The sequence below is a fragment of the Streptomyces mutabilis genome, from assembly GCF_046628145.1.
Classification (GTDB): Bacteria; Actinomycetota; Actinomycetes; order Streptomycetales; family Streptomycetaceae; genus Streptomyces; species Streptomyces mutabilis.
In genome coordinates, this window is the sequence record NZ_CP176874.1 from 1,921,704 (window position 1) to 1,941,637 (window position 19,934).

At 72.2% G+C, this 19,934-nt stretch carries 22 protein-coding genes and 1 tRNA gene; 3 read left to right on the plus strand and 20 right to left on the minus strand.

The genetic code is table 11. The features are described 5' to 3' along the window. Positions 1 to 25: 25 nt before the first annotated feature. The 7 genes from ACLIN4_RS08495 to ACLIN4_RS08525 all read right to left on the minus strand — a co-directional run bounded on the left by ACLIN4_RS08495 (position 26) and on the right by ACLIN4_RS08525 (position 7,817). Positions 26 to 604 carry a TetR/AcrR family transcriptional regulator gene (locus ACLIN4_RS08495; protein WP_100047447.1) on the minus strand — a complete coding sequence of 193 codons (579 nt, stop codon included), beginning with the start codon at positions 602 to 604 and terminating at the stop codon, positions 26 to 28. Between the two features lie 137 nt (positions 605 to 741). After that, positions 742 to 1,758 (minus strand): 1-aminocyclopropane-1-carboxylate deaminase, encoded by a 1,017-nt coding sequence (locus ACLIN4_RS08500; RefSeq protein WP_100047446.1) that lies wholly within the window; start codon positions 1,756 to 1,758, stop codon positions 742 to 744. Positions 1,759 to 1,839: 81 nt separating this feature from the next. Then, entirely contained in the window at positions 1,840 to 2,487 is a 648-nt protein-coding gene (locus ACLIN4_RS08505) for a GntR family transcriptional regulator (protein WP_100047445.1), read from the minus strand. A 92-nt stretch (positions 2,488 to 2,579) separates the two neighbouring features. Further along, positions 2,580 to 4,163, minus strand: a complete 1,584-nt coding sequence (locus tag ACLIN4_RS08510) for a TROVE domain-containing protein (protein WP_411575634.1) — start codon at positions 4,161 to 4,163, stop codon at positions 2,580 to 2,582. A gap of 347 nt (positions 4,164 to 4,510) precedes the next feature. Beyond that, a tRNA-OTHER gene (locus ACLIN4_RS08515) sits at positions 4,511 to 4,637 on the minus strand. Beyond that, on the minus strand, positions 4,630 to 6,099 hold the full coding sequence (locus ACLIN4_RS08520; protein WP_107479691.1) for an alkaline phosphatase PhoX: 1,470 nt from the start codon (positions 6,097 to 6,099) through the stop codon (positions 4,630 to 4,632). The genes ACLIN4_RS08515 and ACLIN4_RS08520 overlap by 8 nt, the downstream gene beginning before the upstream one ends. Before the next feature lie 290 nt (positions 6,100 to 6,389). Further along, positions 6,390 to 7,817 carry a hypothetical protein gene (locus ACLIN4_RS08525; protein WP_107479690.1) on the minus strand — a complete coding sequence of 476 codons (1,428 nt, stop codon included), beginning with the start codon at positions 7,815 to 7,817 and terminating at the stop codon, positions 6,390 to 6,392. Positions 7,818 to 8,164: 347 nt separating this feature from the next. Here ACLIN4_RS08525 and ACLIN4_RS08530 point away from each other — a divergent pair, with 347 nt between their 5' ends. Then, positions 8,165 to 9,994, plus strand: a complete 1,830-nt coding sequence (locus ACLIN4_RS08530; protein WP_411575635.1) for an endonuclease/exonuclease/phosphatase family protein — start codon at positions 8,165 to 8,167, stop codon at positions 9,992 to 9,994. A 22-nt stretch (positions 9,995 to 10,016) separates the two neighbouring features. Here the strand turns inward: ACLIN4_RS08530 and ACLIN4_RS08535 are convergent, their stop codons facing one another. The 3 genes from ACLIN4_RS08535 to ACLIN4_RS08545 form a co-directional block, all read right to left on the minus strand. Continuing rightward, complete coding sequence (locus ACLIN4_RS08535; RefSeq protein WP_307652991.1) at positions 10,017 to 10,724, minus strand: antibiotic biosynthesis monooxygenase; 708 nt, start codon at positions 10,722 to 10,724, stop codon at positions 10,017 to 10,019. Positions 10,725 to 10,891: 167 nt separating this feature from the next. After that, positions 10,892 to 11,419: a DUF3618 domain-containing protein gene (locus ACLIN4_RS08540; protein ID WP_307652990.1), complete on the minus strand. Its 528-nt coding sequence runs from the start codon at positions 11,417 to 11,419 to the stop codon at positions 10,892 to 10,894. Then, positions 11,416 to 11,835, minus strand: a complete 420-nt coding sequence (locus ACLIN4_RS08545; RefSeq protein WP_179342689.1) for a phage holin family protein — start codon at positions 11,833 to 11,835, stop codon at positions 11,416 to 11,418. The genes ACLIN4_RS08540 and ACLIN4_RS08545 overlap by 4 nt, the downstream gene beginning before the upstream one ends. A gap of 156 nt (positions 11,836 to 11,991) precedes the next feature. Between ACLIN4_RS08545 and dapA the strand changes: the two genes are divergently transcribed. After that, the gene (gene dapA, locus ACLIN4_RS08550; protein ID WP_381944056.1) at positions 11,992 to 12,912 is read left to right on the plus strand and encodes a 4-hydroxy-tetrahydrodipicolinate synthase; all 921 of its coding nucleotides are present in this window, start codon (positions 11,992 to 11,994) and stop codon (positions 12,910 to 12,912) included. Here dapA and ACLIN4_RS08555 read toward each other — a convergent pair. Beyond that, positions 12,897 to 13,127, minus strand: coding sequence for a hypothetical protein (locus ACLIN4_RS08555; protein WP_100047437.1), 231 nt, complete (start codon positions 13,125 to 13,127; stop codon positions 12,897 to 12,899). The two genes, dapA and ACLIN4_RS08555, sit on opposite strands and share 16 nt — an antisense overlap. A 171-nt stretch (positions 13,128 to 13,298) precedes the next feature. Between ACLIN4_RS08555 and ACLIN4_RS08560 the strand changes: the two genes are divergently transcribed. Then, on the plus strand, positions 13,299 to 13,487 hold the full coding sequence (locus ACLIN4_RS08560; protein WP_179342455.1) for a hypothetical protein: 189 nt from the start codon (positions 13,299 to 13,301) through the stop codon (positions 13,485 to 13,487). A 68-nt stretch (positions 13,488 to 13,555) separates the two neighbouring features. Here the strand turns inward: ACLIN4_RS08560 and dapD are convergent, their stop codons facing one another. The 9 genes from dapD to sufD all read right to left on the minus strand — a co-directional run bounded on the left by dapD (position 13,556) and on the right by sufD (position 19,901). After that, complete coding sequence (gene dapD / locus ACLIN4_RS08565) at positions 13,556 to 14,545, minus strand: 2,3,4,5-tetrahydropyridine-2,6-dicarboxylate N-succinyltransferase (protein ID WP_100047436.1); 990 nt, start codon at positions 14,543 to 14,545, stop codon at positions 13,556 to 13,558. 53 nt (positions 14,546 to 14,598) lie between these two features. Continuing rightward, positions 14,599 to 15,150: a TetR/AcrR family transcriptional regulator gene (locus ACLIN4_RS08570; protein ID WP_107477924.1), complete on the minus strand. Its 552-nt coding sequence runs from the start codon at positions 15,148 to 15,150 to the stop codon at positions 14,599 to 14,601. Continuing rightward, the gene (locus ACLIN4_RS08575; RefSeq protein ID WP_290014022.1) at positions 15,150 to 15,470 is read right to left on the minus strand and encodes a DMT family transporter; all 321 of its coding nucleotides are present in this window, start codon (positions 15,468 to 15,470) and stop codon (positions 15,150 to 15,152) included. Before ACLIN4_RS08575 ends, ACLIN4_RS08570 begins: the two co-directional genes overlap by 1 nt. Before the next feature lie 84 nt (positions 15,471 to 15,554). Then, positions 15,555 to 15,887: a metal-sulfur cluster assembly factor gene (locus ACLIN4_RS08580; RefSeq protein ID WP_009187969.1), complete on the minus strand. Its 333-nt coding sequence runs from the start codon at positions 15,885 to 15,887 to the stop codon at positions 15,555 to 15,557. After that, positions 15,884 to 16,354 (minus strand): Fe-S cluster assembly sulfur transfer protein SufU, encoded by a 471-nt coding sequence (sufU, locus tag ACLIN4_RS08585; RefSeq protein ID WP_100047433.1) that lies wholly within the window; start codon positions 16,352 to 16,354, stop codon positions 15,884 to 15,886. The genes ACLIN4_RS08580 and sufU overlap by 4 nt, the downstream gene beginning before the upstream one ends. Before the next feature lie 17 nt (positions 16,355 to 16,371). Further along, complete coding sequence (locus tag ACLIN4_RS08590; protein WP_219178194.1) at positions 16,372 to 17,628, minus strand: cysteine desulfurase; 1,257 nt, start codon at positions 17,626 to 17,628, stop codon at positions 16,372 to 16,374. Continuing rightward, positions 17,625 to 18,389, minus strand: a complete 765-nt coding sequence (sufC, locus tag ACLIN4_RS08595) for a Fe-S cluster assembly ATPase SufC (protein WP_043374310.1) — start codon at positions 18,387 to 18,389, stop codon at positions 17,625 to 17,627. Before sufC ends, ACLIN4_RS08590 begins: the two co-directional genes overlap by 4 nt. Before the next feature lie 7 nt (positions 18,390 to 18,396). Next, positions 18,397 to 18,714, minus strand: coding sequence for a non-heme iron oxygenase ferredoxin subunit (locus tag ACLIN4_RS08600; protein WP_073721582.1), 318 nt, complete (start codon positions 18,712 to 18,714; stop codon positions 18,397 to 18,399). Then, the gene (gene sufD, locus ACLIN4_RS08605; protein WP_100047431.1) at positions 18,711 to 19,901 is read right to left on the minus strand and encodes a Fe-S cluster assembly protein SufD; all 1,191 of its coding nucleotides are present in this window, start codon (positions 19,899 to 19,901) and stop codon (positions 18,711 to 18,713) included. The genes ACLIN4_RS08600 and sufD overlap by 4 nt, the downstream gene beginning before the upstream one ends. Between the last annotated feature and the right edge of the window lie 33 nt (positions 19,902 to 19,934).

Consider the following 19,934-nt stretch of genomic DNA (forward strand, 5'->3'; position numbering starts at 1 on the left):
GCCGGGAGCGCCCCACCGGCACGGCCTATCCGCGCAACCCGTCCCACACCAGCGACAGGTACCGGCGGACGGACCTCCCGACGTCCCCGCCCTCCTCGTGCGTCGCACCGGCCGCCGTCGCCACCCCGTGCACCAGCCGCAGCACCTCGATCGGCTCGACGTCCCGCCGCAGTGCCCCGGCCTCCCGCGCCGCCCGCACCAGACGCTCCGCCGCGCCCCGCAGGCAGTCGCCGCACGCCGTGTCCACCGCCGAGCCGCCGGCCGTGACGGCGGTGCCCAGCAACGCCTTCATCCCGCGCACCTCGATCATTCCGGCGGCGAGCTCGTTCAGCCACGCCGGCAACGCCTCACCCGGCGCCCGCTCGGCCGCGATGACGTCCGCACGGGCCGCGATCGCCTCGATCCGGTCGAGGTAGGCGGCCTCCAGCAGCGCCTGCCGCGTCGGGAAATGCCGGTACAGCGTGCCGGTCCCGACCCCCGCGCGCTTGGCGATGTCGTCCAGGGAGGCGCCTTCCCCGTGCTCGGCGAAGGCCGCCGCCGCGACCTCCAGCAGCCGCTCACGGTTGCGGCGGGCATCCGCACGCATGGGCCTGACCTGCGCCATCCCACTACTCCTGAACACCGGGGTCTTACGCCGAACCCTACCGCGCGCCCGCGCGCCGCCGCCCGGCCCGCGCGGACGCCGCGATCCGGTGGACGGCCCCCTCCGAGACGTACGGGAGCGGCACGGTGCCCCGCGGACTAGAACAGCGCGCTGTACGCGTTCAGCGCCGGCTGCCCGCCCAGGTGGGCGTAGAGGACGGTGGCGTCGCGGCCGATCTCGCCGCGGCCCACCAGGTCGACCAGCGCCGCCATCGACTTCCCCTCGTAGACCGGGTCGGTGACCATGCCCTCGGTCCGGGCGGCGAGCCGCATCGCCGCGAGCGTGGTGTCGTCGGGGACGCCGTAGGTGCCCGCGTGGTACCGCTCGTCCAGTTCGACGTCCGCCTGGGTCAGTTCCGCCGTCACGCCGATGAGCTGTCCCGTGCGGTGCGCGATCCGGGCGATCTGCTCCCGGGTGCGGGCGGGTTCGGCGGACGCGTCGACGCCGATCACCCGCCGGGTCCGGCCGCCCGCCTCCTCCAGCGCACGGAAGCCGGCGACCATGCCGGCCTGGGTCGAGCCGGTCACCGAGCAGACGACGACGGTGTCGAAGAAGACGCCCAGTTCCCGTTCCTGCTCGGCGACCTCGTACGCCCAGCCGGCGAAGCCCAGCCCGCCGAGCGGGTGGTCGGAGGCACCGGCGGGGATGGCGTAGGGCTTGCCGCCCGCGTCCTCGACCTCCTTGAGCGCCTGTTCCCAGCTCTCCTTGAAGCCGATCCCGAACCCGGCCCGCACCAGCCGCACATCGGCCCCGGCCAGCCGGGAGATCAGGATGTTGCCGACCTTGTCGTAGACGGCGTCGGGCCAGTCCACCCAGCTCTCCTGCACCAGCACGCACTTCAGCCCGGCCCGCGCGGCGACGGCCGCGACCTGGCGCGTGTGGTTGGACTGCACCCCGCCGATGGAGACGAGCGTGTCGCAGCCCTGGGCGAGGGCGTCGGCGACCAGGTACTCCAGCTTGCGGGTCTTGTTCCCGCCGTAGGCGATGCCGGAGTTCAGGTCCTCCCGCTTGGCCCAGAGCGCGGCCCCGCCGAGGTGTTCGGTGAGCCGGTCGAGCCGGTGCACGGGCGAAGGGCCGAGGAGCAGCGGGTAACGCTCGTACGAGGAAAGGGACATGTGCCCTCCAGGGGGGTCCGGTTGCGTCGGTTCGGTCCGGACGGGGCCGGACAGGTCCGGACCGGTCGGGTTCGGTCCGGATCAGTCGGGGTCGGCGAGGTCTTCGAGGCCACGCCAGATGTCCGCCGTGACCCGCAGCGCCGTCTCCGTGTCGCCGGTCGCGCAGGCGTCGATGAGACGGTCGTGCAGTCCGGCCGAGCGGCAGCTGCCGCCCTCGCCGAAACGGCGGCGCTCCAGGCGGCGGATGAGCGGGGTGTAGCGGGCGACGGTGGCGGCGGCGGCCCGGTTGCCGGCGGCGCGGACCAGGACGTGGTGCAGGTCGTCGTCGGCGCGCAGGGCGCCGTCGACGTCGCCCGCGCGGACGGCCGCGGCGAAGCGCTCGTTGGCCGCGCGCATCGTGTCGAGGTCCGCCTGCGTCAGCCGGGCGACGGCGACCCGCGTCACCAGTTCGTGCATGGCGCCGACGACGGCCGCGGCGTCCCGCACGTCCTCGGCCAGGACCGGGGTGACCCGGGTGTAGCTCTGCGGCTTGCTCTCCAGCAGGCCCTCGTCCACGAGCCGGGAGAACGCCTCGCGCACCGGCGCCCGGGACAGCCCCAGCCGCTCGGCCAGGTCGGCGTCGCGGACGATCGCGCCCGGCTCGAGCTCTCCGGCGACGATGGCGTCGCGGATCGCCGCGTGGGCGCGGTCGCGCAGCAGGGTGCGGGGTACGGGTCGGATGGCCTCCACAGCTGAAATGTTAGATGTCAGCGTGTCGGCCGACAAGGGCGCGGCCCGCACCCACGCACGGGTGCGGGCCGCGGTGGACCGCCGGGGCCGCCTCAGGCCGCCCAGGGCCAGTCGGCGTCCCGGGCCGACTCCAGCAGCGGCACCATCCGGAAGGCCGCGTCCGAGAGGCCGCCGAAGGTGTGCCGGTTGCCCGTGCCCGACGGGCCGTGGCCCGCGCGGTACCCGGCGAGGTTCCAGGTGTAGACCGGAACGTGTGCCGGGACCTGCTCGGTCGGGTCGCCGTGCCGGTGGTACGCGTACTGCTCGTCGGTGACGATCAGAACGCGGTCGTGCTCCCGGTAGTGCCGGCGGACCGCCTCGGTCGTGTCCGTGCCGCCCAGGTCGCCGAAGCGGTCGAGGATCTTCAGTACCGACTCGCCCCGGCGGTACTCCACACGATTGCTGAACGTGCCGAACTCGACGAGGTCCGCGTCCGCCGCCCGCAGCGCGAGCGCCGCCCCGAAGACCGCAGCCGCGTCGGCCCGGTTGAGCTCCGAACGGTCCGACATCCGCGAGTAGAACATCGAGCCGGAACGGTCCACGAGGACCAGCGTCCGCCCGGGCAGCGCGGGCACGTTGGCCAGCGAGTGGCCGAGCGCCCGCTCCAGCGCGTACGACCAGCGCAGCGACGGGGCGTGCCGGTACGCGGCGAGATAGCGGAAGGGGAACTGCCGCGAGCGCGCCACCTCGGCCGGGTCGCTGATCCGCGCCGCCACCCGCTCCGCGACCTCGTCGGACACGCCGGCCTCGTCGAAGTTGCGCAGGTTGCGGACGAGCGCCATGGCGCCCATGGACGGGATCACGGCCTCCCAGGCCGCCTTGTCCATCGGGCCCTGGAGCCAGCCGGCCAGCATCTCCCAGGTGATGCCCGCCGCCGCGAGCCGCTCGGCACCGTCGGGTGCGGTGACGACCGCCCGCCGCTGGTCGACGGGGAGCGCCATCAGTTCGCGGTGCGCGGTCAGGACGCGGTTCGAGGCGGGCGGCATCGCGGTGTCCGGGTTGTGCCGGCGGTCGAGGGCGAACTGGAACAGCTCTCCCTGCCACGGCTTGTCCGGGTCCGGCGCCGCGTGGACCAGGTTGAGGATGTCGCCGAAGCGGTACCCCTTGGACGCGGTGTCGTACTTCAGCAGCGACTTGCCGTGGTAGAGCCGCCGTACGGCGTCGGCGATCCCGCGCTTGACCGGCTTGGGAACGGCACGCCCGTACGTCGACGTCCAGTACGCGAGCAGTTCGCCCGGCTCGTCGGGCCGCTGGAGGACGGAGGCGACGACCTGCCGGTTGGCCGGGCCGTCGGTGGCACCCGCGTCGAAGCGGGCCTTGACGTACTCGGCGGCGCCGACGATCGAGGCGGTGCGCAGGTTGCCTTCGCCGCGCAGCCAGCCGAGCAGGCCGGCCGTCCACGACGGGTCGGTGACGGCGAGTTCACGCACGAGCGTGGCGAACCGGTCGTCGCGGGCGGCGCCGGTCTCGTAGAAGGTCTGCTGCGAGACGAAGTTGGCGACCGCCAGCAGGAAGAGCTCGGAGCGTGCGTCACGCTCGCGGCCCCGGCCGCCCTCGTAGGTGCGCAGTACGCGGCCCGTCGACGTCACGCGCGAGGTGGGCTGCGCCTTCGCCGCCTTGGTGTTGAATCGCGCCATGGTGAATTCCCCCGAATTCGTTTCGGTGGGAGGCACGGCAGAAGGAGGGCGCCCGAGGTCGGGATCGGCGACGGAACATTCGGATGCTCTGCCGTTGAGCTACACCGACCCGAGGTCGGTGACGGGATTCGAACCCGCAACCGTCCGGTCAAAGGAAGTATCCGCTGCCTGCGCACCGGGCACCCGCCATCTGCTGCGCCTCCCGAGATCAGATCGGCGGCGGCCTTGGATTCGATTGCAACGAAGTAGCCGCAGCCCGCGCACCGGGAGGTGCGAAGTTCGGTGTCCAGAGTTCAGGTCGGCGGAACCGACAAGGTGCTCTGACCCCTGAGCTACACCGGCGCGTGTGCCGGTGACGGGACTCGAACCCGTGGCCGCCCCATTATGAGTGGAAGTAGGTCCTGCCTTCGCACCTGGACGTTCATCACTCTAAAAGGGCGGCCGCCGCTCGGGCGAGCGAATTAAATCACCGGCGCTTCTGCCGCTTCCAGGGGCCGGTGATGGCGAGCAGGATGCCGGGGTTCTGGATATTGGCGTAAAGGGTCTTCCCGTCGGGCGAGAAGGTGACGCCGGCGAACTCGCTGTACTCGGGCTCCTCTTCGGAGCCGACGTTCAGGTCGTTGCGCGCGATGGGGTACGTGCGCCCGCTGTCGGTGGCGCCGAACAGGTGCTGGACGCCGTCGCCGTCCTCGGCGATGACGATGCCGCCGTACGGGGAGACGGTGATGTTGTCGGGGCCGTCGAAGGCGCCGTCCGCCGACGGATCGGGGTTGACACCGAGGAGGACCTTGAGGGTGAGGGTGCGGCGGCTCGGGTCGTAGAACCAGACCTGGCCGTCGTGCGGGCGGCCGGGGCTCTCGTCACGGGCGAAGGAGGAGACGATGTAGGCGCCGCCGTCGGCCCACCACATGCCCTCCAGCTTGCGGGCCCGGGTGATCCGGGCGTCGGTGAACTGCTTGCGCACGGAGGTGTTCCGCGCGTCGCGGTCGGGGACGTCGACCCAGTCGACGCCGTAGACCGTGCCGGTCTTCGTCGCGCGGGAGAGGTCGTCGACGAACTTGCCACCGGAGTCGAAGCACTTGAAGGCCTGGAGGACACCGGCGTCGTCCGCGAGGGTGCGCAGCCGGCCGCGGCCGTGGCGGAAGCCCTGCGGCGGGACCCAGCGGTAGAAGAGGCCGTTGGGGCCGGAGGCGTCCTCGGTGAGGTAGAGGTGGCCGCGCTTGGGGTCGACGACGACGGCCTCGTGGGCGTAGCGGCCCAGCGCCTTGATCGGCTCGGGGTCCCGGTTGGCGCGGCGGTCGGCGGGGTCGACCTCGAAGACGTAGCCGTGGTCCTTGGTCATCCCCTCCTCGCCGGCCTTGTCCTCGGTCTCCTCGCAGGTCAGCCAGGTGCCCCACGGGGTGCTGCCGCCCGCGCAGTTCTGGGCGGTGCCGGCGATGCCGACCCATTCGGCGACGTGGCCGCCGCGGCGGACCTCGACGACCGTGCAGCCGCCGGCCGCGGCCGGGTCGTAGACGAGGCCCTCGGTGAGGGGGACGGGGTGCTCCCAGCCGTCGCGGTGGCCGCCGAGTTCGTGGTTGTTGACCAGGAGGGTGGTGCCGCGGGGGCCGTCGAAGGTGGCGGTGCCGTCGTGGTTGGAGGGGGTGTACTCGCCCGACTCCAGCCTGGTCCGGCCGCTGTAGGTGAGGATCTCGTACCGGAAGCCGGCGGGCAGCGCGAGGATGCCGTCCGGGTCGGGGAGCAGGGGACCGTAGCCGACCCCGCCGTGGTCGTGCCCGTGTCCGTGGCCTCTGCCGTGCTCCTCCCCCGCGCTCTCGGTGTCCGTGGACGCGAGGGCGTTCGGGGCGGTGGCGAGGGCGCCGACGCTGCCCGCCAGCGCGATTCCGGCGCCGGTGAGCGCGGATCGGCCGGCGAAGTCCCTGCGGGTGAGCGACATGGTGTCTCCTGTGACGGTGGACGTGCCGTGGAGGGTGGCGGACCTCGTTCGGCGTCACGGTCGCGCCCACGTCTGAACGGCGGTTGAACTGGGCGCGACCTTTCCCTGCCGGGTTGCGTGACTCCGCACGCCGGCGCGGGCACGCGCCTCCCCCGTCGCTTGAACGACGGCACCCCCGAGGGCGGCACGGGTGGGCGGGGAGACACCCCGCGGTGCCGGTCGCACCACCCGTCCCGGCCGGGTGCCGTGCCGGATCCGCCGGACCCGGCCCGAGCGTCCCGATGCCGCTGTCAGCCCCCGTGCTGCGACCGCGCCTTGAACGCCGCCTTCCGCGCTTCCTTGGCGACCTTCTTGTCGGGGTGCAGCCGGCCCATCGCCTCCAGGACGTCCGGCGTGGCCGGGTGGTCGACCCGCCAGGCCGTGTCGAAGAACCCGCCGTGCTGCCGGGCCAGCCCCTCCACCAGGGCGCGCAGTTCCTCGGAGTTGCCCTCGGCCGCGAGCTGCGCGGCCACGGTGTCGATGGTCAGCCAGAAGACCATCTCCTGCGGCGGTACCGGTACGTCCGGCGCACCGTGCTCGGTCAGCCAGACCCGGGCGAGGCCGCCCAGTTCGGGGTCGTCCAGGACCTCCCGCAGCGCGGGCTCCGCCTCGGCGCCGACCAGGGACAGCGCCTGCTGGCAGCGCAGCCGGCGCAGGGGCGCGCCGGTGTCCGAGCCGCGGGCCGCCGCCAGGAGCTCGCGGGCGGCGTCGAGCGCGCCACGTCCGGCCAGCCACAGCTCGGTCTCGGCGTGGGCCGCGGCCGGCGGGAAGGGGGCCGTGCCGTCGAGCAGCGCGTCGGCGCCCTTGTCGGCGAGGTCGCCGACGGCGGGTACGTCGAAGCCGGCCTCCAGGAGCCGCGAACGCAGCCCGTACAGCCCGAGGGGGGTCAGGCGCACCATGCCGTAGCGGGCGACGTCGGCCTCGTCGACGGGCGCGGCCGGCTCCTCGTCCGCGTCGGCCATCAGGGCCTCGTCCACCGGCCGGTAGGCGACGAGCCCGACGGGCTCCAGCATCCGGAACTGGTCGTCCAGCCGCATCATCGCGTCGGAGACCTGCTCCAGCACGTCGTTGGTGGGCTCGCCCATGTCGCCGGGCACGATCACGGACGCGGCCAGCGCGGGCAGCGGCACGGGGGTGTCGCCGGCCCCGTCCTCGCCGACGGTGAGCAGGTAGAGGTTGCCGAGCACCCCGTCCAGGAACTCCGCCTCGGCCTCCGGGTCCCAGTCCAGGGACGACAGGTCGACCGTGCCGCCCTCGGCCATCGCGTCGACCAGGTCGTCGAGGTCGGGCACGCTCGCGTCCGCGAGCACCGTCTCCAGCGCGGTGAGCCACACCCCGAGCACGTCCTGCGGGGAGCCGCCGGTGAGCAGGGCGAGGTCGTCGCCCGCCGCGACGGTGCCCGCCTCCTCGTCGGTGATCTCGACGAGCCCGGTGTCCACGGCGATCCGCCAGGCCTCGCTCGCGTGGGCCGCGGCGTCGTCGCCGGTCAGCCCGAGTTCACCGGCCGCCGCGGGCAACTGCTCCTCGACGAGCCCGCCGCCGGCGTCCACGCGGGTCTCCGGGCCGGCCCAGCGGGCCAGCCGGGCCGCCCGGGCGAGCAGCGGCGTGGACAGCGCGTCGCGAGCCAGCTCCGCTTCGGGGCGCAACCGTGCGGGCGGCAGGGTGGAGCGGTCTGACATCGGCTGTTTTCTCCTCGCGCGCCTTGACGGCCGTGGGGCCGCGTCCGGGCGGCCGTTCTCGGCCGCGTCTCGACGGCCGCACGGCCATCCGGACGCCGTACGGCTCAGCCGCTCAGCCTAGACGGGTTTGGCAGCATGCCGCCCGGTTCATCTCCCCGACGGGTGGCGTACATGGCCGAAACCTTGACAACCGGCCCGAGCAGGCAGGAGATTGACGCGCGTAGAAAGCGGGGGGACAAGTGTTCACCCAGGTCTGCTTCACTCAGGTCCGCGGGTGCCCTGCGACCCCTCGCGTCCCATGCCCCACCCTCGTCCCGGCGCTCTGTCACGTCCCCGGAGGGATCCCGTTGGCCAGCAAGTCCTCCGCGCGCCTCGCCGCGCTCACCGTCGCCGCCGTCTGCTCGGTGACGTCCACCGTCGTCCTCACCTCCCCCGCGCACGCCGACTCCGTGCGCGTCCACGACATCCAGGGCAGCACCCGGCTGTCGCCGTACGCGGGCAAGCAGGTCACCGACGTGGCCGGAATCGTCACCGGGGTCCGCGGCTACGGCTCCTCCAGAGGCTTCTGGATCCAGGATCCGAGGCCGGACGCCGACCCGGCCACCAGCGAGGGCGTCTTCGTCTTCACCGGCTCCACCCCGAAGGGCGTCGCCGTCGGTGACGCGGTCACCGTGTCCGGCACGGTCTCGGAGTACGTCCCGGGCGGCACCTCCTCCGGGAACCAGTCGCTGACCGAGATCACCCGCCCGACCTTCACGGTCGTCTCCAGCGGCAACGAGGTCCCGGCCGCGACGACGGTCTCCGCCCGGTCCGTGCCGCGCGCGTACGCCCCCGAGGGCGACGAGGCCGCGAACGGCTCGGTCAACGGCCTGACGCTGCGGCCGGAGAAGTACGCCCTGGACCTCTACGAGTCCCTGGAGGGCATGAACGTCCGCGTCGCCGACGCCCGCGTCGTCGGCGCCTCGGACCCGTACACCGAGCTGTGGGTCACGGTGAAGCCCTGGGAGAACGCCAACCGCCGCGGCGGCACGGTGTACGGCTCGTACGACTCCCAGAACACCGGCCGCCTCCAGATCCAGTCCCTGGGCAAGCCGGCCGACTTCCCCGACGCCAACGTGGGCGACACCCTCGCCGGCACCACCTCGGGCCCGCTGGACTACAACCAGTACGGCGGCTACACGATGGTCGCGAGCGAGATCGGCACGCTGGAGAGCGGGGGCCTGGAGCGGGAGTCGACGCGCCGGCAGAGCGGCCGCGAGCTGGCGGTGGCGACGTACAACGTCGAGAACCTCGACCCGTCCGACGGCACGTTCGCCGCGCACGCCGAGGCGATCGTGCACAACCTCGCGTCGCCCGACATCGTGTCCCTGGAGGAGATCCAGGACAACAACGGCGCCACGGACGACGGTACGGTGGCCGCCGACGCGACGGTCGGCAAGCTGATCGACGCGATCGTCGCGGCCGGCGGCCCGCGCTACGACTGGCGGGGCATCGACCCGGCCGACGGCGAGGACGGCGGCCAGCCCGGCGGCAACATCCGCCAGGCGTTCCTGTTCGACCCGGAGCGGGTCTCCTTCACCGACCGCGGTGCGGGCGACGCGACCACCGCGACCGGCGTGACGAAGGTGCGCGGCAAGGCGGCGCTCACCCACTCCCCCGGCCGCGTGGACCCGGCGAACGCCGCCTGGGAGGACAGCCGCAAGCCGCTGGCCGGCGAGTTCGCCTTCCGCGGCCGGACGGTCGTGGTCGTCGCCAACCACTTCAACTCCAAGGGCGGCGACCAGGGCCTGACGGCGCAGTACCAGCCGCCGGCGCGCGGCTCGGAGACCCAGCGCCACGCGCAGGCGAAGGTCGTCAACACCTTCGTCAAGGACGTACTGGCGACCCAGAAGAACGCGGACGTCGTCGTCCTCGGCGACATCAACGACTTCGAGTTCTCGACGACCACCCGCCTCCTGGAGGACGACGGCGTCCTGTGGTCGGCGGTCAAGTCGCTGCCGGAGAGCGAGCGTTACTCGTACGTCTACCAGGGCAACAGCCAGGTCCTGGACCAGATCCTGGTCAGCCCGTCGATCCGGTGGGGCGGGCGCCTGTCGTACGACAGCGTGCACGTCAACGCCGAGTTCCACGACCAGATCAGCGACCACGACCCGCAGGTGCTGCGGTTCCGTCCGTGACCGGCGCTCGGTGGGGGCGGGTTCAGCGGGGCACGAGGCCGAGGGCGTGGTCGTAGCGGCTGACCCCCCCGCCGGTCATGCCCGGCCAGTTCTGCACCCGCTTCCACAGGTCCGATCCGGAGCCGATGCCGTCGCCCGGTGCGGCGAGGGCGTCGATGTGGGCCTGGGCGCTGTCCCACTCGGCGTAGTTGAGGACGCGGGTGCCGTCCGTGCTGAGGTGGAAGTGGGCGGAGATGCCTCCGGGGTGCGGCTCCGGCTCGCTCTCCAGGGCCTCGAACACGGCGTCCACCCAGGCGCGCTGCCGGTCGGGGTCCGGGCCCTCGAACTCGATGTCGACGATGACGACGCAGCCCGGGACGGGTGCCGTGCCGCCGTCCTCGCGGGTGAGGCTGCGGTAGTGCCGGTACCGGCCGAGCCACAGCCGCTCGATGCCCGGCACGGCGGTGTCGATCTCGTCGACGCGTTCCTGGCGGTGGGTCTTGAAGAAGGCCTCGTAGGCCTGCTCGCTCGCCCACTGCGAGTGGTGCAGCAGCGTGCTGCCGTCGTGGCCGGTGTAGACGTGGTAACCCAGCAGGTCGTCGGCGGGCCAGGGCCGGCTCTCCCAGGTACGGGCGATGGCGTCGACGGTCTGCCGCTGCCGCTCGGGGGTGCCCACCCGCCAGGTGCTGAAGAAGGGTGCCTGGACGTCGGGGCGGGCCAGTTCGGGGTGGGTGTCGGTGCGGCGGGTCATGCCGGCCTCCATCGATCGGTGGTTCGTCGGACGCCTCTGCGGCGTCCGGTGCACGCACCACTCTCCGACCTCGACCAAGGTTGAGGTCAAGTGCCCTGCGGCAGTTCACGGTTCGAGGAGGGACCCGCCCCGTGCGGGCCCCTCCTCGAACCGTGTGTCCGGCGCCGTCAGCAGCGCCCGTGGTGACGGCGCCGCAACACGCCCGCCGCCACGAGCGCGCCCGCCGCCGCACCGGCGACCAGGGCCGCACGGGGATGGTCGAGTCCCACCCGGACCACGCCGCGCGCCCGCCCCGGCACGCGCCGCTCGACGGTGTGCCCGGCCCTGCCCGCCTTGCCCTGCACCGCGTGGCCGGCCTGCCCGGTCTTCTCCTGGACGGCGTGACCGGCCTGGCCCGCCTTGTCCTGGACGGCGTGACCGGCCCGGTGCGCCTTGCCCTGCACCGCGTGGCCGGCGTGCGCGGCGGAACTGCGCAGCTGCACGGTCATGGCGCCGGCCTTGTCCCTGAGGTCGGCGGCCCGGGCCTTGGCACGGCCCTTCACGTCCGCCTTGCCCGCCAGCTCCTCCACGGTGTCGCCGAGCTGGCTGCGGGTCTGCTCGATCTGCTGCCGCAGCTCGTCGGGGCCCTTGGCCCCGCCCGCCGGCTGCGCGGTGGAGCCGGCCCTCGTGCCGTCCCCGCTCGTCGCGTCGGTCATCGATGCGCCCTTTCCCTGATCACGTCCACGTCGGTCCTGACGCTGCCGAGGGTCGCCTCGGGCTTCGGGGGCACGGCGCGACGGAGCTGGGCGCGGCCCATCATGGCCAGCACGCCCGCGATCACGAAGAGCACCGCCGTCACGATGAGCGCCGCGGCCCAGACGGGCAGCGCCAGCGAGAGCGCGGCGATGGCCGTGCCGGCCAGGGCGAACAGACCGACGTACGCGATGGCGCCCGCGGCGCCCAGCATCCCGCCGCCGCGCCCGGCGCGCTTGCCCTTCTCCGCCAGTTCCATCTTGGCGAGGGCCACTTCCTGGCGCACGAGCCGGGAGAGCTGTTCGGTGGCCTGACCGACGAGTTCGCCCACGGAGTGCTGCTCGTCGCGCACCGGCCTGGTGTGCATGGTCCCGGTCACGGTTCCGCCTCCTCTCGGTTCGGAGCACCCCGGGTACCCCCGGCGGAGCGGCGCTACCCCCGCCGGTGTCGGCACAGCGACCTCTCAGCTTCCCTTACCGGTATCTCGTAGCAAATTTAAGTAGAGCTGCACGGTTGACGTGCCGACACTACTTCCATGACGACGGACCACCGCTCCCCCGCCCCTTTCGGCCGCGCCCTGTGCGCCATGGTCACGCCCTTCACCGAGTCCGGCGCCCTCGATCTCGAGGGCGCCCAGCGGCTCGCCGGCCGGCTGGTGTCGGGCGGCTGCGACGGCCTGGTGCTGTCCGGCACCACGGGCGAGTCGCCGACCACCACGGACGCCGAGAAGGCGGCACTGGTCACGGCGGTGCGTGAGGCCGTCGGCGACCGGGTGACGCTGGTCGCCGGGGTGGGCACCGCGGACACGCGGCACACGGTGGAGCTGGCGCTGGCCGCGGAGAAGGCCGGCGCGGACGGGCTGCTGGTGGTCGCGCCGTACTACAGCAGGCCTCCGCAGGACGCGGTGGAGGCGCACTTCCGGGAGGTCGCGGACGCCTCCGGTCTGCCCCTCGTCGTCTACGACATCCCCGGCCGCACGGGCACCCGCGTCGAACCCGACACCCTCGCCCGGCTCGCCGACCACCCGCGGATCGTCGCCGTCAAGGACTGCTCCTACGACCTGCTCGGCACCCAGCGGGTGCTCTCCCGCACGGATCTGGCGTACTACGCGGGCTGCGACGAGCAGGTCCTCGCCCTGTACGCGGTCGGCGCGGCGGGCTACGTCAGCACGGTCGCGAACGTCGTGCCGGAACTGTTCCGCGCCGTCCTCGACGCCTTCGACGCGGGCGACACCGGACGGGCCGCCCTGCTGCAACGCCGGGCACTCCCGCTCATCGAACCGATGATGACGGCGGGCCTGCCCGGCGCGGTCACCGCGAAGGCGCTGCTGGGCGCCCTGGACCTGCCCGCGGGCCCGGTCCGCGCCCCGCTGCGGGCCGCGGACCGCGCGACGACCGACGCCCTGCTGACGGCGTACGAGGAGTTGGCCGCCGGTCCCGGTCAGCTCCAGGTGTAGCCGTCGCCGAAGAGCAGGGTGTGCTCCAGGACGTCCTCCATCGGGTCGTCGATCTGCCCGACGTGGACGTTGAGGAGACCGACGCGGGGGCCGTTGTGCGATCCGGTGGTGGTCTCGTCGGCGTGCGCCGCCCCGGCCGGGGCCCAGCACACCAGCGCTGCGGCCCCCGCCCCGGCCAGCCAACGCGCCACGGTCCTCGCCCGCTCGTTCGTCATACCAGGTCCTCGTTTCGTCGGATCGGCGTCTGATCGGACTCTGCGTCCACCCGTTCATCCGCCAAGACCACCACAAGGTCACGGGGCGTCATCCGTACGTGCGGGGGGCGCGCGAGGCACGGGGCGGTAAAGGCGTTGGCGGGACACCACCCGGACGCCTACGGTCACCCGGTGGGCAGACGACGCTACGTGGCCCGGGGCGTCCCGGGCGGATACCGGATCTGGGACAACCGGGGTCACCGTTTCTGGGGCGACCTCTACGAGCTGTGCCCCGACGACCTCCTGACCGAGCTCAACGGCGCGGCCGACCGGGACCGGATCACCGCGCTGCTGAAGCGCTACCGGGCCCTGAAACGCTGAACGCCCTCCCGGCGCACCGCGTACGGACGCGTCGGGAGGGCGGGTCGGCGCAGCGGGGCCCCGGTCGATCAGTTGTGGCTGTGCAGGACCTCGTTCAGGCCGCCCCACACCGCGTTGTTCGGGCGGGCCTCGACGGTGCCCGTGACCGAGTTGCGGCGGAAGAGGATGTTGGAGGCGCCGGAGAGCTCGCGGGCCTTGACGACCTGGCCGTCGGGCATGGTCACGCGGGTGCCGGCGGTGACGTAGAGGCCGGCCTCGACCACGCACTCGTCGCCCAGCGCGATGCCGACGCCCGCCTCGGCGCCGACCAGGCAGCGCTCGCCGATGGTGATGCGGACGTTGCCGCCACCGGAGAGGGTGCCCATGGTGGAGGCGCCGCCGCCGATGTCGGAGCCGTCGCCGACGACGACACCCGCGGAGATGCGGCCCTCGACCATCGAGGTGCCGAGCGTGCCGGCGTTGAAGTTGACGAAGCCCTCGTGCATGACGGTGGTGCCCTCGGCCAGGTGCGCGCCGAGGCGGACGCGGTCGGCGTCGGCGATGCGCACGCCCTTGGGGGCGACGTAGTCCGTCATGCGCGGGAACTTGTCGATGGAGGTCACCTGGAGGTGCAGGCCCTCGGCGCGGGCGTTGAGGCGGACCTTCTCGATGTCGTCGACGGCGACCGGACCCAGCGAGGTCCAGGCGACGTTGGCGAGGTGGGCGAAGATGCCGTCCAGGCTCTGGCCGTGTGGCTTGACCAGGCGGTGGGAGAGCAGGTGCAGGCGCAGGTAGACGTCGTGCGTGTCGACCGGCTTCTCGTCGAGCGAGGAGATGACCGTGCGGACCGCGACCACCTCGACGCCGCGGCGGGCGTCGGGACCGACCGCCGCGGTGGCGCCGCCGCCGAGGAGTTCGGCGGCCTGCTCGGCGGTGAGGCGCTCGGTGCCGGACGGGCCCGGCTCGGCGACGAGTTCGGGGGCGGGGAACCAGGTGTCGAGAACGGTGCCGTCGGCGGCGATCGTGGCAAGCCCGGCGGCCACGGCGCCGGTGGTGCGGGAAGCAGTCGTGTCGGTCATGAGGGCAACCTAACCGGCGGGGGCGCCCCGGTGCGAACCGACCACCGGGCATCTCACGTGCCGGTCGCCCCGCCCAGCACCCGAGCCAACACCTCCCGCGCATACCCCTCGTCGTACACCGAGTCCGTCAGCAGCACCTGCAGACAGATCCCGTCCAGCACCGCCACCAGTGCCCGCGCCGTCACCGGATCCGTCCGAGCGGCAAGGAGCGCACCCACGCCCTCCGCCCATTCCGCGGCCACCGGCCGCAGCGCGGGCCGTCGCAGGGCAGCCAGATACAGCTCGTACTCCAGCTCCACCCCCGTGCGGTCGCCGCCCAGCCACTCGCCGAGGACCCGGGCCAGTTCGCCCGCGAGATCCGCGTCGGGATCGGCCAGCGCCGGGTGCCCGGCGACCACCTCGGCGAAGCCCTCGTTGGCCTGCCGCAGGGCGGCGACGAGCAGTTCGTCCAGGGTGGCGAAGTGGTACGTCGTCGAGCCGAGCGGGACGTCCGCCTCGGCGGCGACCGTGCGGTGGCTGAGGCCCGCGATGCCCTGCCGTCCGACGACCCGGATCGCCGCGTCGATGATGCGCTGCCGTCGCTCGGGGTCGTGCCGGCGCGGCATCAGTGCGCGCCGCCCAGGTTGAGGACGACGACACCGACGATGATCAGCGCGATGCCGGCGGCCTTGGTGACGGTCATGCCCTCGCCCATGAACAGCACGCCGATCGCGGCGATGGCCGCGGTGCCCACGCCGGCCCAGATGGCGTACGCCGTGCCGACGGCGAGGACCTTCAGGGTCTGGGCGAGCAGTGCGAACGAGAGCACGTAGGCGAGTGCCGTGAGCAGGGAGGGGCCCAGCTTGCTGAAACCCTCGCTGTACTTCATGGCGGTGGTCCCGGCGACCTCGGCGGCGATGGCTCCGGCCAGGAGCAGATATCCCATGTGTACGAGCGTACATAACGAGGGTCCCGCACACACGAGAACGGCGACGCCCGATGGGCGTCGCCGTTCTCGCAAGCGGGTGTCTCAGACGTTGAACCCGAGCGCGCGCAGCTGCTCGCGGCCGTCGTCCGTGATCTTGTCCGGGCCCCACGGCGGCATCCAGACCCAGTTGATGCGCAGCTCGTTGACGAGGCCGTCCGTGGCGGACTTGGCCTGGTCCTCGATCACGTCGGTCAGCGGACAGGCCGCCGACGTCAGGGTCATGTCGACGGTCGCGATGTTCGCGTCGTCGACGTGGATGCCGTAGATCAGGCCGAGGTTGACGACGTCGATGCCCAGCTCGGGGTCCACGACGTCCATCAGGGCCTCGCGGAGCTCCTCCTCCGAGGCCGGCTTCATTTCCACGGTCTCGCTCATGCCGTCGTCTCCTTCTCGGCGTCGGCGCCGTCCAGCGCCTGGGCCGTCGCGTCCTTCCAGGCCATCCAGCTCAGCAGGGCGCACTTGACCCGGGCCGGGTACTTCGAGACCCCGGCGAACGCGACCGCGTCCTCCAGGACCTCCTCCATCGCGTCGTCGGGCTCGATCCTGCCCTTGGACTGCATCAGCTCCAGGAAGGTCTCCTGGATCTGCTGTGCCCGGGCCAGGTCCTTGCCGACCAGCAGCTCGTTCAGCACGGAGGCGCTCGCCTGGCTGATCGAGCAGCCCTGGCCCTCGTAGCTGACGTCGCTGATCGTCGTGCCGTCGTACTTCACGCGGAGCGTGATCTCGTCACCGCATGTCGGGTTGACGTGGTGGACCTCGGCGTCGCCATCCCGCAAGCCCCGCCCGTGCGGGTTCTTGTAGTGGTCCAGGATGACTTCCTGGTACATGGAGTCCAGCTTCATGCTCTTCGCTCGTCCCGTCAGCCGAAGAAGTTCCGTACGTGCTCCAGGCCGTCGACCAGTGCGTCGATCTCGGCCGGCGTGGAGTACAGATAGAACGACGCTCGCGTGGTCGCAGGAATTCCGTAGCGCAGGCAGACGGGGCGGGCGCAGTGGTGGCCGACCCGGACCGCGATGCCCTCCTCGTCGAGGACCTGGCCCACGTCGTGCGGGTGGATGTCGCCGAGCGCGAAGCTGATCGCCGCGCCGCGCTCCTCGGCCGTGGTGGGGCCGATGATGCGCAGGTCCGGCACCTCCAGCAGCCGCTTGACCGCGTACTCGGTCAGCGCGTGCTCGTGGGCGAGGATCTTGTCCATGCCGATCGAGTTGAGGTAGTCGATCGCCGCGCCCAGACCCACGGCCTGGGCGATCGGCGGCGTACCCGCCTCGAACTTGTGGGGCGCCGGGGCGTACGTGGAGGAGTGCATCGAGACGGTCTCGATCATCTCGCCGCCACCGAGGAACGGGGGCAGGTCCTCCAGCAGCTCCTGGCGGCCCCACAGGACGCCGATGCCGGTCGGACCGCACATCTTGTGGCCGGTGAAGGCCACGAAGTCGGCCTGGAGGGCCTGTACGTCCAGCGGCATGTGCGGCGCGGCCTGGGAGGCGTCGATGCACACGAGCGCGCCGACCTCCTGGGCGCGGCGCACGATCGCCTCGACCGGGTTCTGGGTGCCCAGGATGTTGGAGACCAGCACGAAGGAGACGATCTTCGTCTTCTCGGTGATGACCTCGTCGATGTTGGACAGGTCCAGGCGGCCGTCGTCGGTCAGGCCGAACCAGCGGAGCTTCGCGCCGGTGCGCTGCGCGAGCAGCTGCCACGGCACGATGTTGGAGTGGTGCTCCATCTCCGTGATGACGATCTCGGTCTCGTGGTCCACGCGGTAGGGCTCGTCGGCCCAGCCCAGCATGTTGGCCACGAGGTTGAGGGACTCCGAGGCGTTCTTGGTGAAGATCACCTCGTCACGGGAGGGCGCGTTGATGAACTCCGCGACCTTGTCCCGCGCTCCCTCGTACAGCGCCGTGGCCTCCTCGGCGAGGACGTGCACGCCACGGTGGACGTTGGCGTTGTGCTGCTCGTAGTACTCGTCGAGCACGTCGATGACCTGGCGCGGGGTCTGCGAGGTCGCGGCGTTGTCGAGGTAGACGAGCTTCTTGCCGTCGTGGATCACGCGGTCCAGGATCGGGAAGTCCTTGCGGATCGCCTCGGTGTCGAGGAGGCCCGGCAGCTGTGTCACGCGGATACGCCACCCTTCGTGTATGCCTCGTAGCCCTCGGCCTCCAGCTTGTCGGCCAGCTCGGGGCCGCCGGACTCGGCGATGCGGCCGGCCGCGAAGACGTGGACGTGGTCGGGCTTGATGTAGCGCAGGATGCGCGTGTAGTGCGTGATCAGCAGGGTGCCGACCTCACCGGTCTCGCGGACCCGGTTGACGCCCTCGGAGACGACGCGCAGGGCGTCGACGTCGAGGCCGGAGTCGGTCTCGTCGAGGATCGCCATCTTCGGCTTGAGCAGCTCCAGCTGGAGGATCTCGTGGCGCTTCTTCTCACCGCCGGAGAAGCCCTCGTTGACGTTGCGCTCGGCGAAGGCGGGGTCCATGTTGAGGCGCTGCATGGCCTCCTTGACCTCCTTCACCCAGGTGCGCAGCTTGGGGGCCTCGCCGCGCACGGCGGTGGCGGAGGTGCGCAGGAAGTTGGAGACGGAGACGCCGGGGACCTCGACCGGGTACTGCATGGCGAGGAAGAGGCCGGCGCGGGCGCGCTCGTCGACGGACATCTCCAGGACGTCCTCGCCGTCGAGGGTGACGGTGCCGCTGGTGATCGTGTACTTGGGGTGACCCGCGAGGGAGTAGGCGAGAGTCGACTTGCCGGAGCCGTTGGGGCCCATGATGGCGTGCGTCTCGCCCTGCTTCACGGTGAGGTCGACGCCCTTGAGGATCTCCTTCGTGGCGTTGTCGGCCTCGACGGTGACGTGCAGGTCTCGGATTTCAAGCGTTGCCATGGGTGCCTCAGGACTCCTGGGTGAGGGAGACGAGCACGTCGTCCCCTTCGATCTTTACGGGGTATACGGGGACGGGGCGCGTCGCCGGCAGACTGTCGGGCTTGCCCGAGCGGAGGTCGAAGCGCGAGCCGTGCAGCCAGCACTCGATGTGGCAGTCGTCGACCTCGCCCTCGGCGAGGGAGACGTTCGCGTGCGAGCAGATGTCGTGGATCGCGAAGACCTCGCCCTCGGTGCGCACGACGGAGATCGGCGTGCCGTCGAGTTCCACCCGCTTCGGGGTGTCCTCCTCCAGCTCGCCCGCTCCACAGACGCGTACGAAGGTCATGCGACCGACGCCTCCAGCTCCTCTTCGATCTTGGCGAGCAGGCGCTCCTCGATGTCCGGGACGCCGATCTGCTGGACCAGCTCGGCGAAGAAGCCGCGGACCACCAGGCGGCGGGCGTCGATCTCGGGGATGCCGCGCGCCATCAGGTAGAAGAGCTGCTCGTCGTCGAAGCGGCCGGTCGCGGAGGCGTGGCCGGCGCCGACGATCTCGCCGGTCTCGATCTCCAGGTTCGGCACGGAGTCGACCCGCGCGCCGTCCGTGAGGACGAGGTTGCGGTTCATCTCGTAGGTGTCGGTGCCCTCGGCCTTGGCCTCGATGAGCACGTCGCCGATCCAGACCGCGTGCGCGTCGTCGCCCTGGAGCGCGCCCTTGTAGACGACGTTGGACTTGCAGTGCGGGACGTTGTGGTCGACCAGGAGGCGGTGCTCCTGGTGCTGGCCCCGGTCGGTGAAGTAGAGGCCGAACAGCTCGGCCTCGCCGCCGGGACCGGCGTACTGCACGCGCGGGTGCAGGCGGACCACGTCGCCGCCGAAGGTGACGACGACCGACTTGAAGCTCGCGTCACGGCCGACGAGGGCGTTGTGCTGGCCCACGTGGACGGCCTTGGCGTCCCAGTCCTGGACGGAGACGACGGTGAGCTTGGCGCCGTCGCCGAGGACGTACTCGACGTTGGCGGCGAGCACCGCGTCACCGGTGTGGTCGATGACCACGACGGCCTCGGCGAAGGCGCCGAGCTCGATGACCTGGTGGGCGTAGGCCGTGCCGCCCTCGCCGTGCACGGCGATGCGGACGGGCTCGGTGAGGACCGTCTCCTTGGGGACGGTGATCACGCCGGCCTGCTCGAAGGCGGAGTACGCCTGGGCGGCGACGCGGTCCACGGGCTTGCCGGTGCGGCCGAGCCGTGCGTCGTCGCGGCCGACGGTCTCGACGGTGACGCCCTCGGGGGCCTCGACGGCGACCTTGACGCCCTCGCCGGTGGCGGTGGCGGTGCCGTCGTGCAGGCCGCGCAGCCGCTCCAGCGGGGTGAAGCGCCACTCCTCCTCGCGGCCGTGCGGGACCGGGAAGTCCGCCACGTCGAAGGACGGGGGCGCGCTCATGCGCGTGGCGACGGTCGAGTCGGCCTCGGCGGCCACCGCGATCGCACCGGCGGTCGTGGAACCGACCGGGATGTTCTGAGCCTCAGCCATGGCTGTCGTAGTGCTCGCTTTCCGTTACGTATG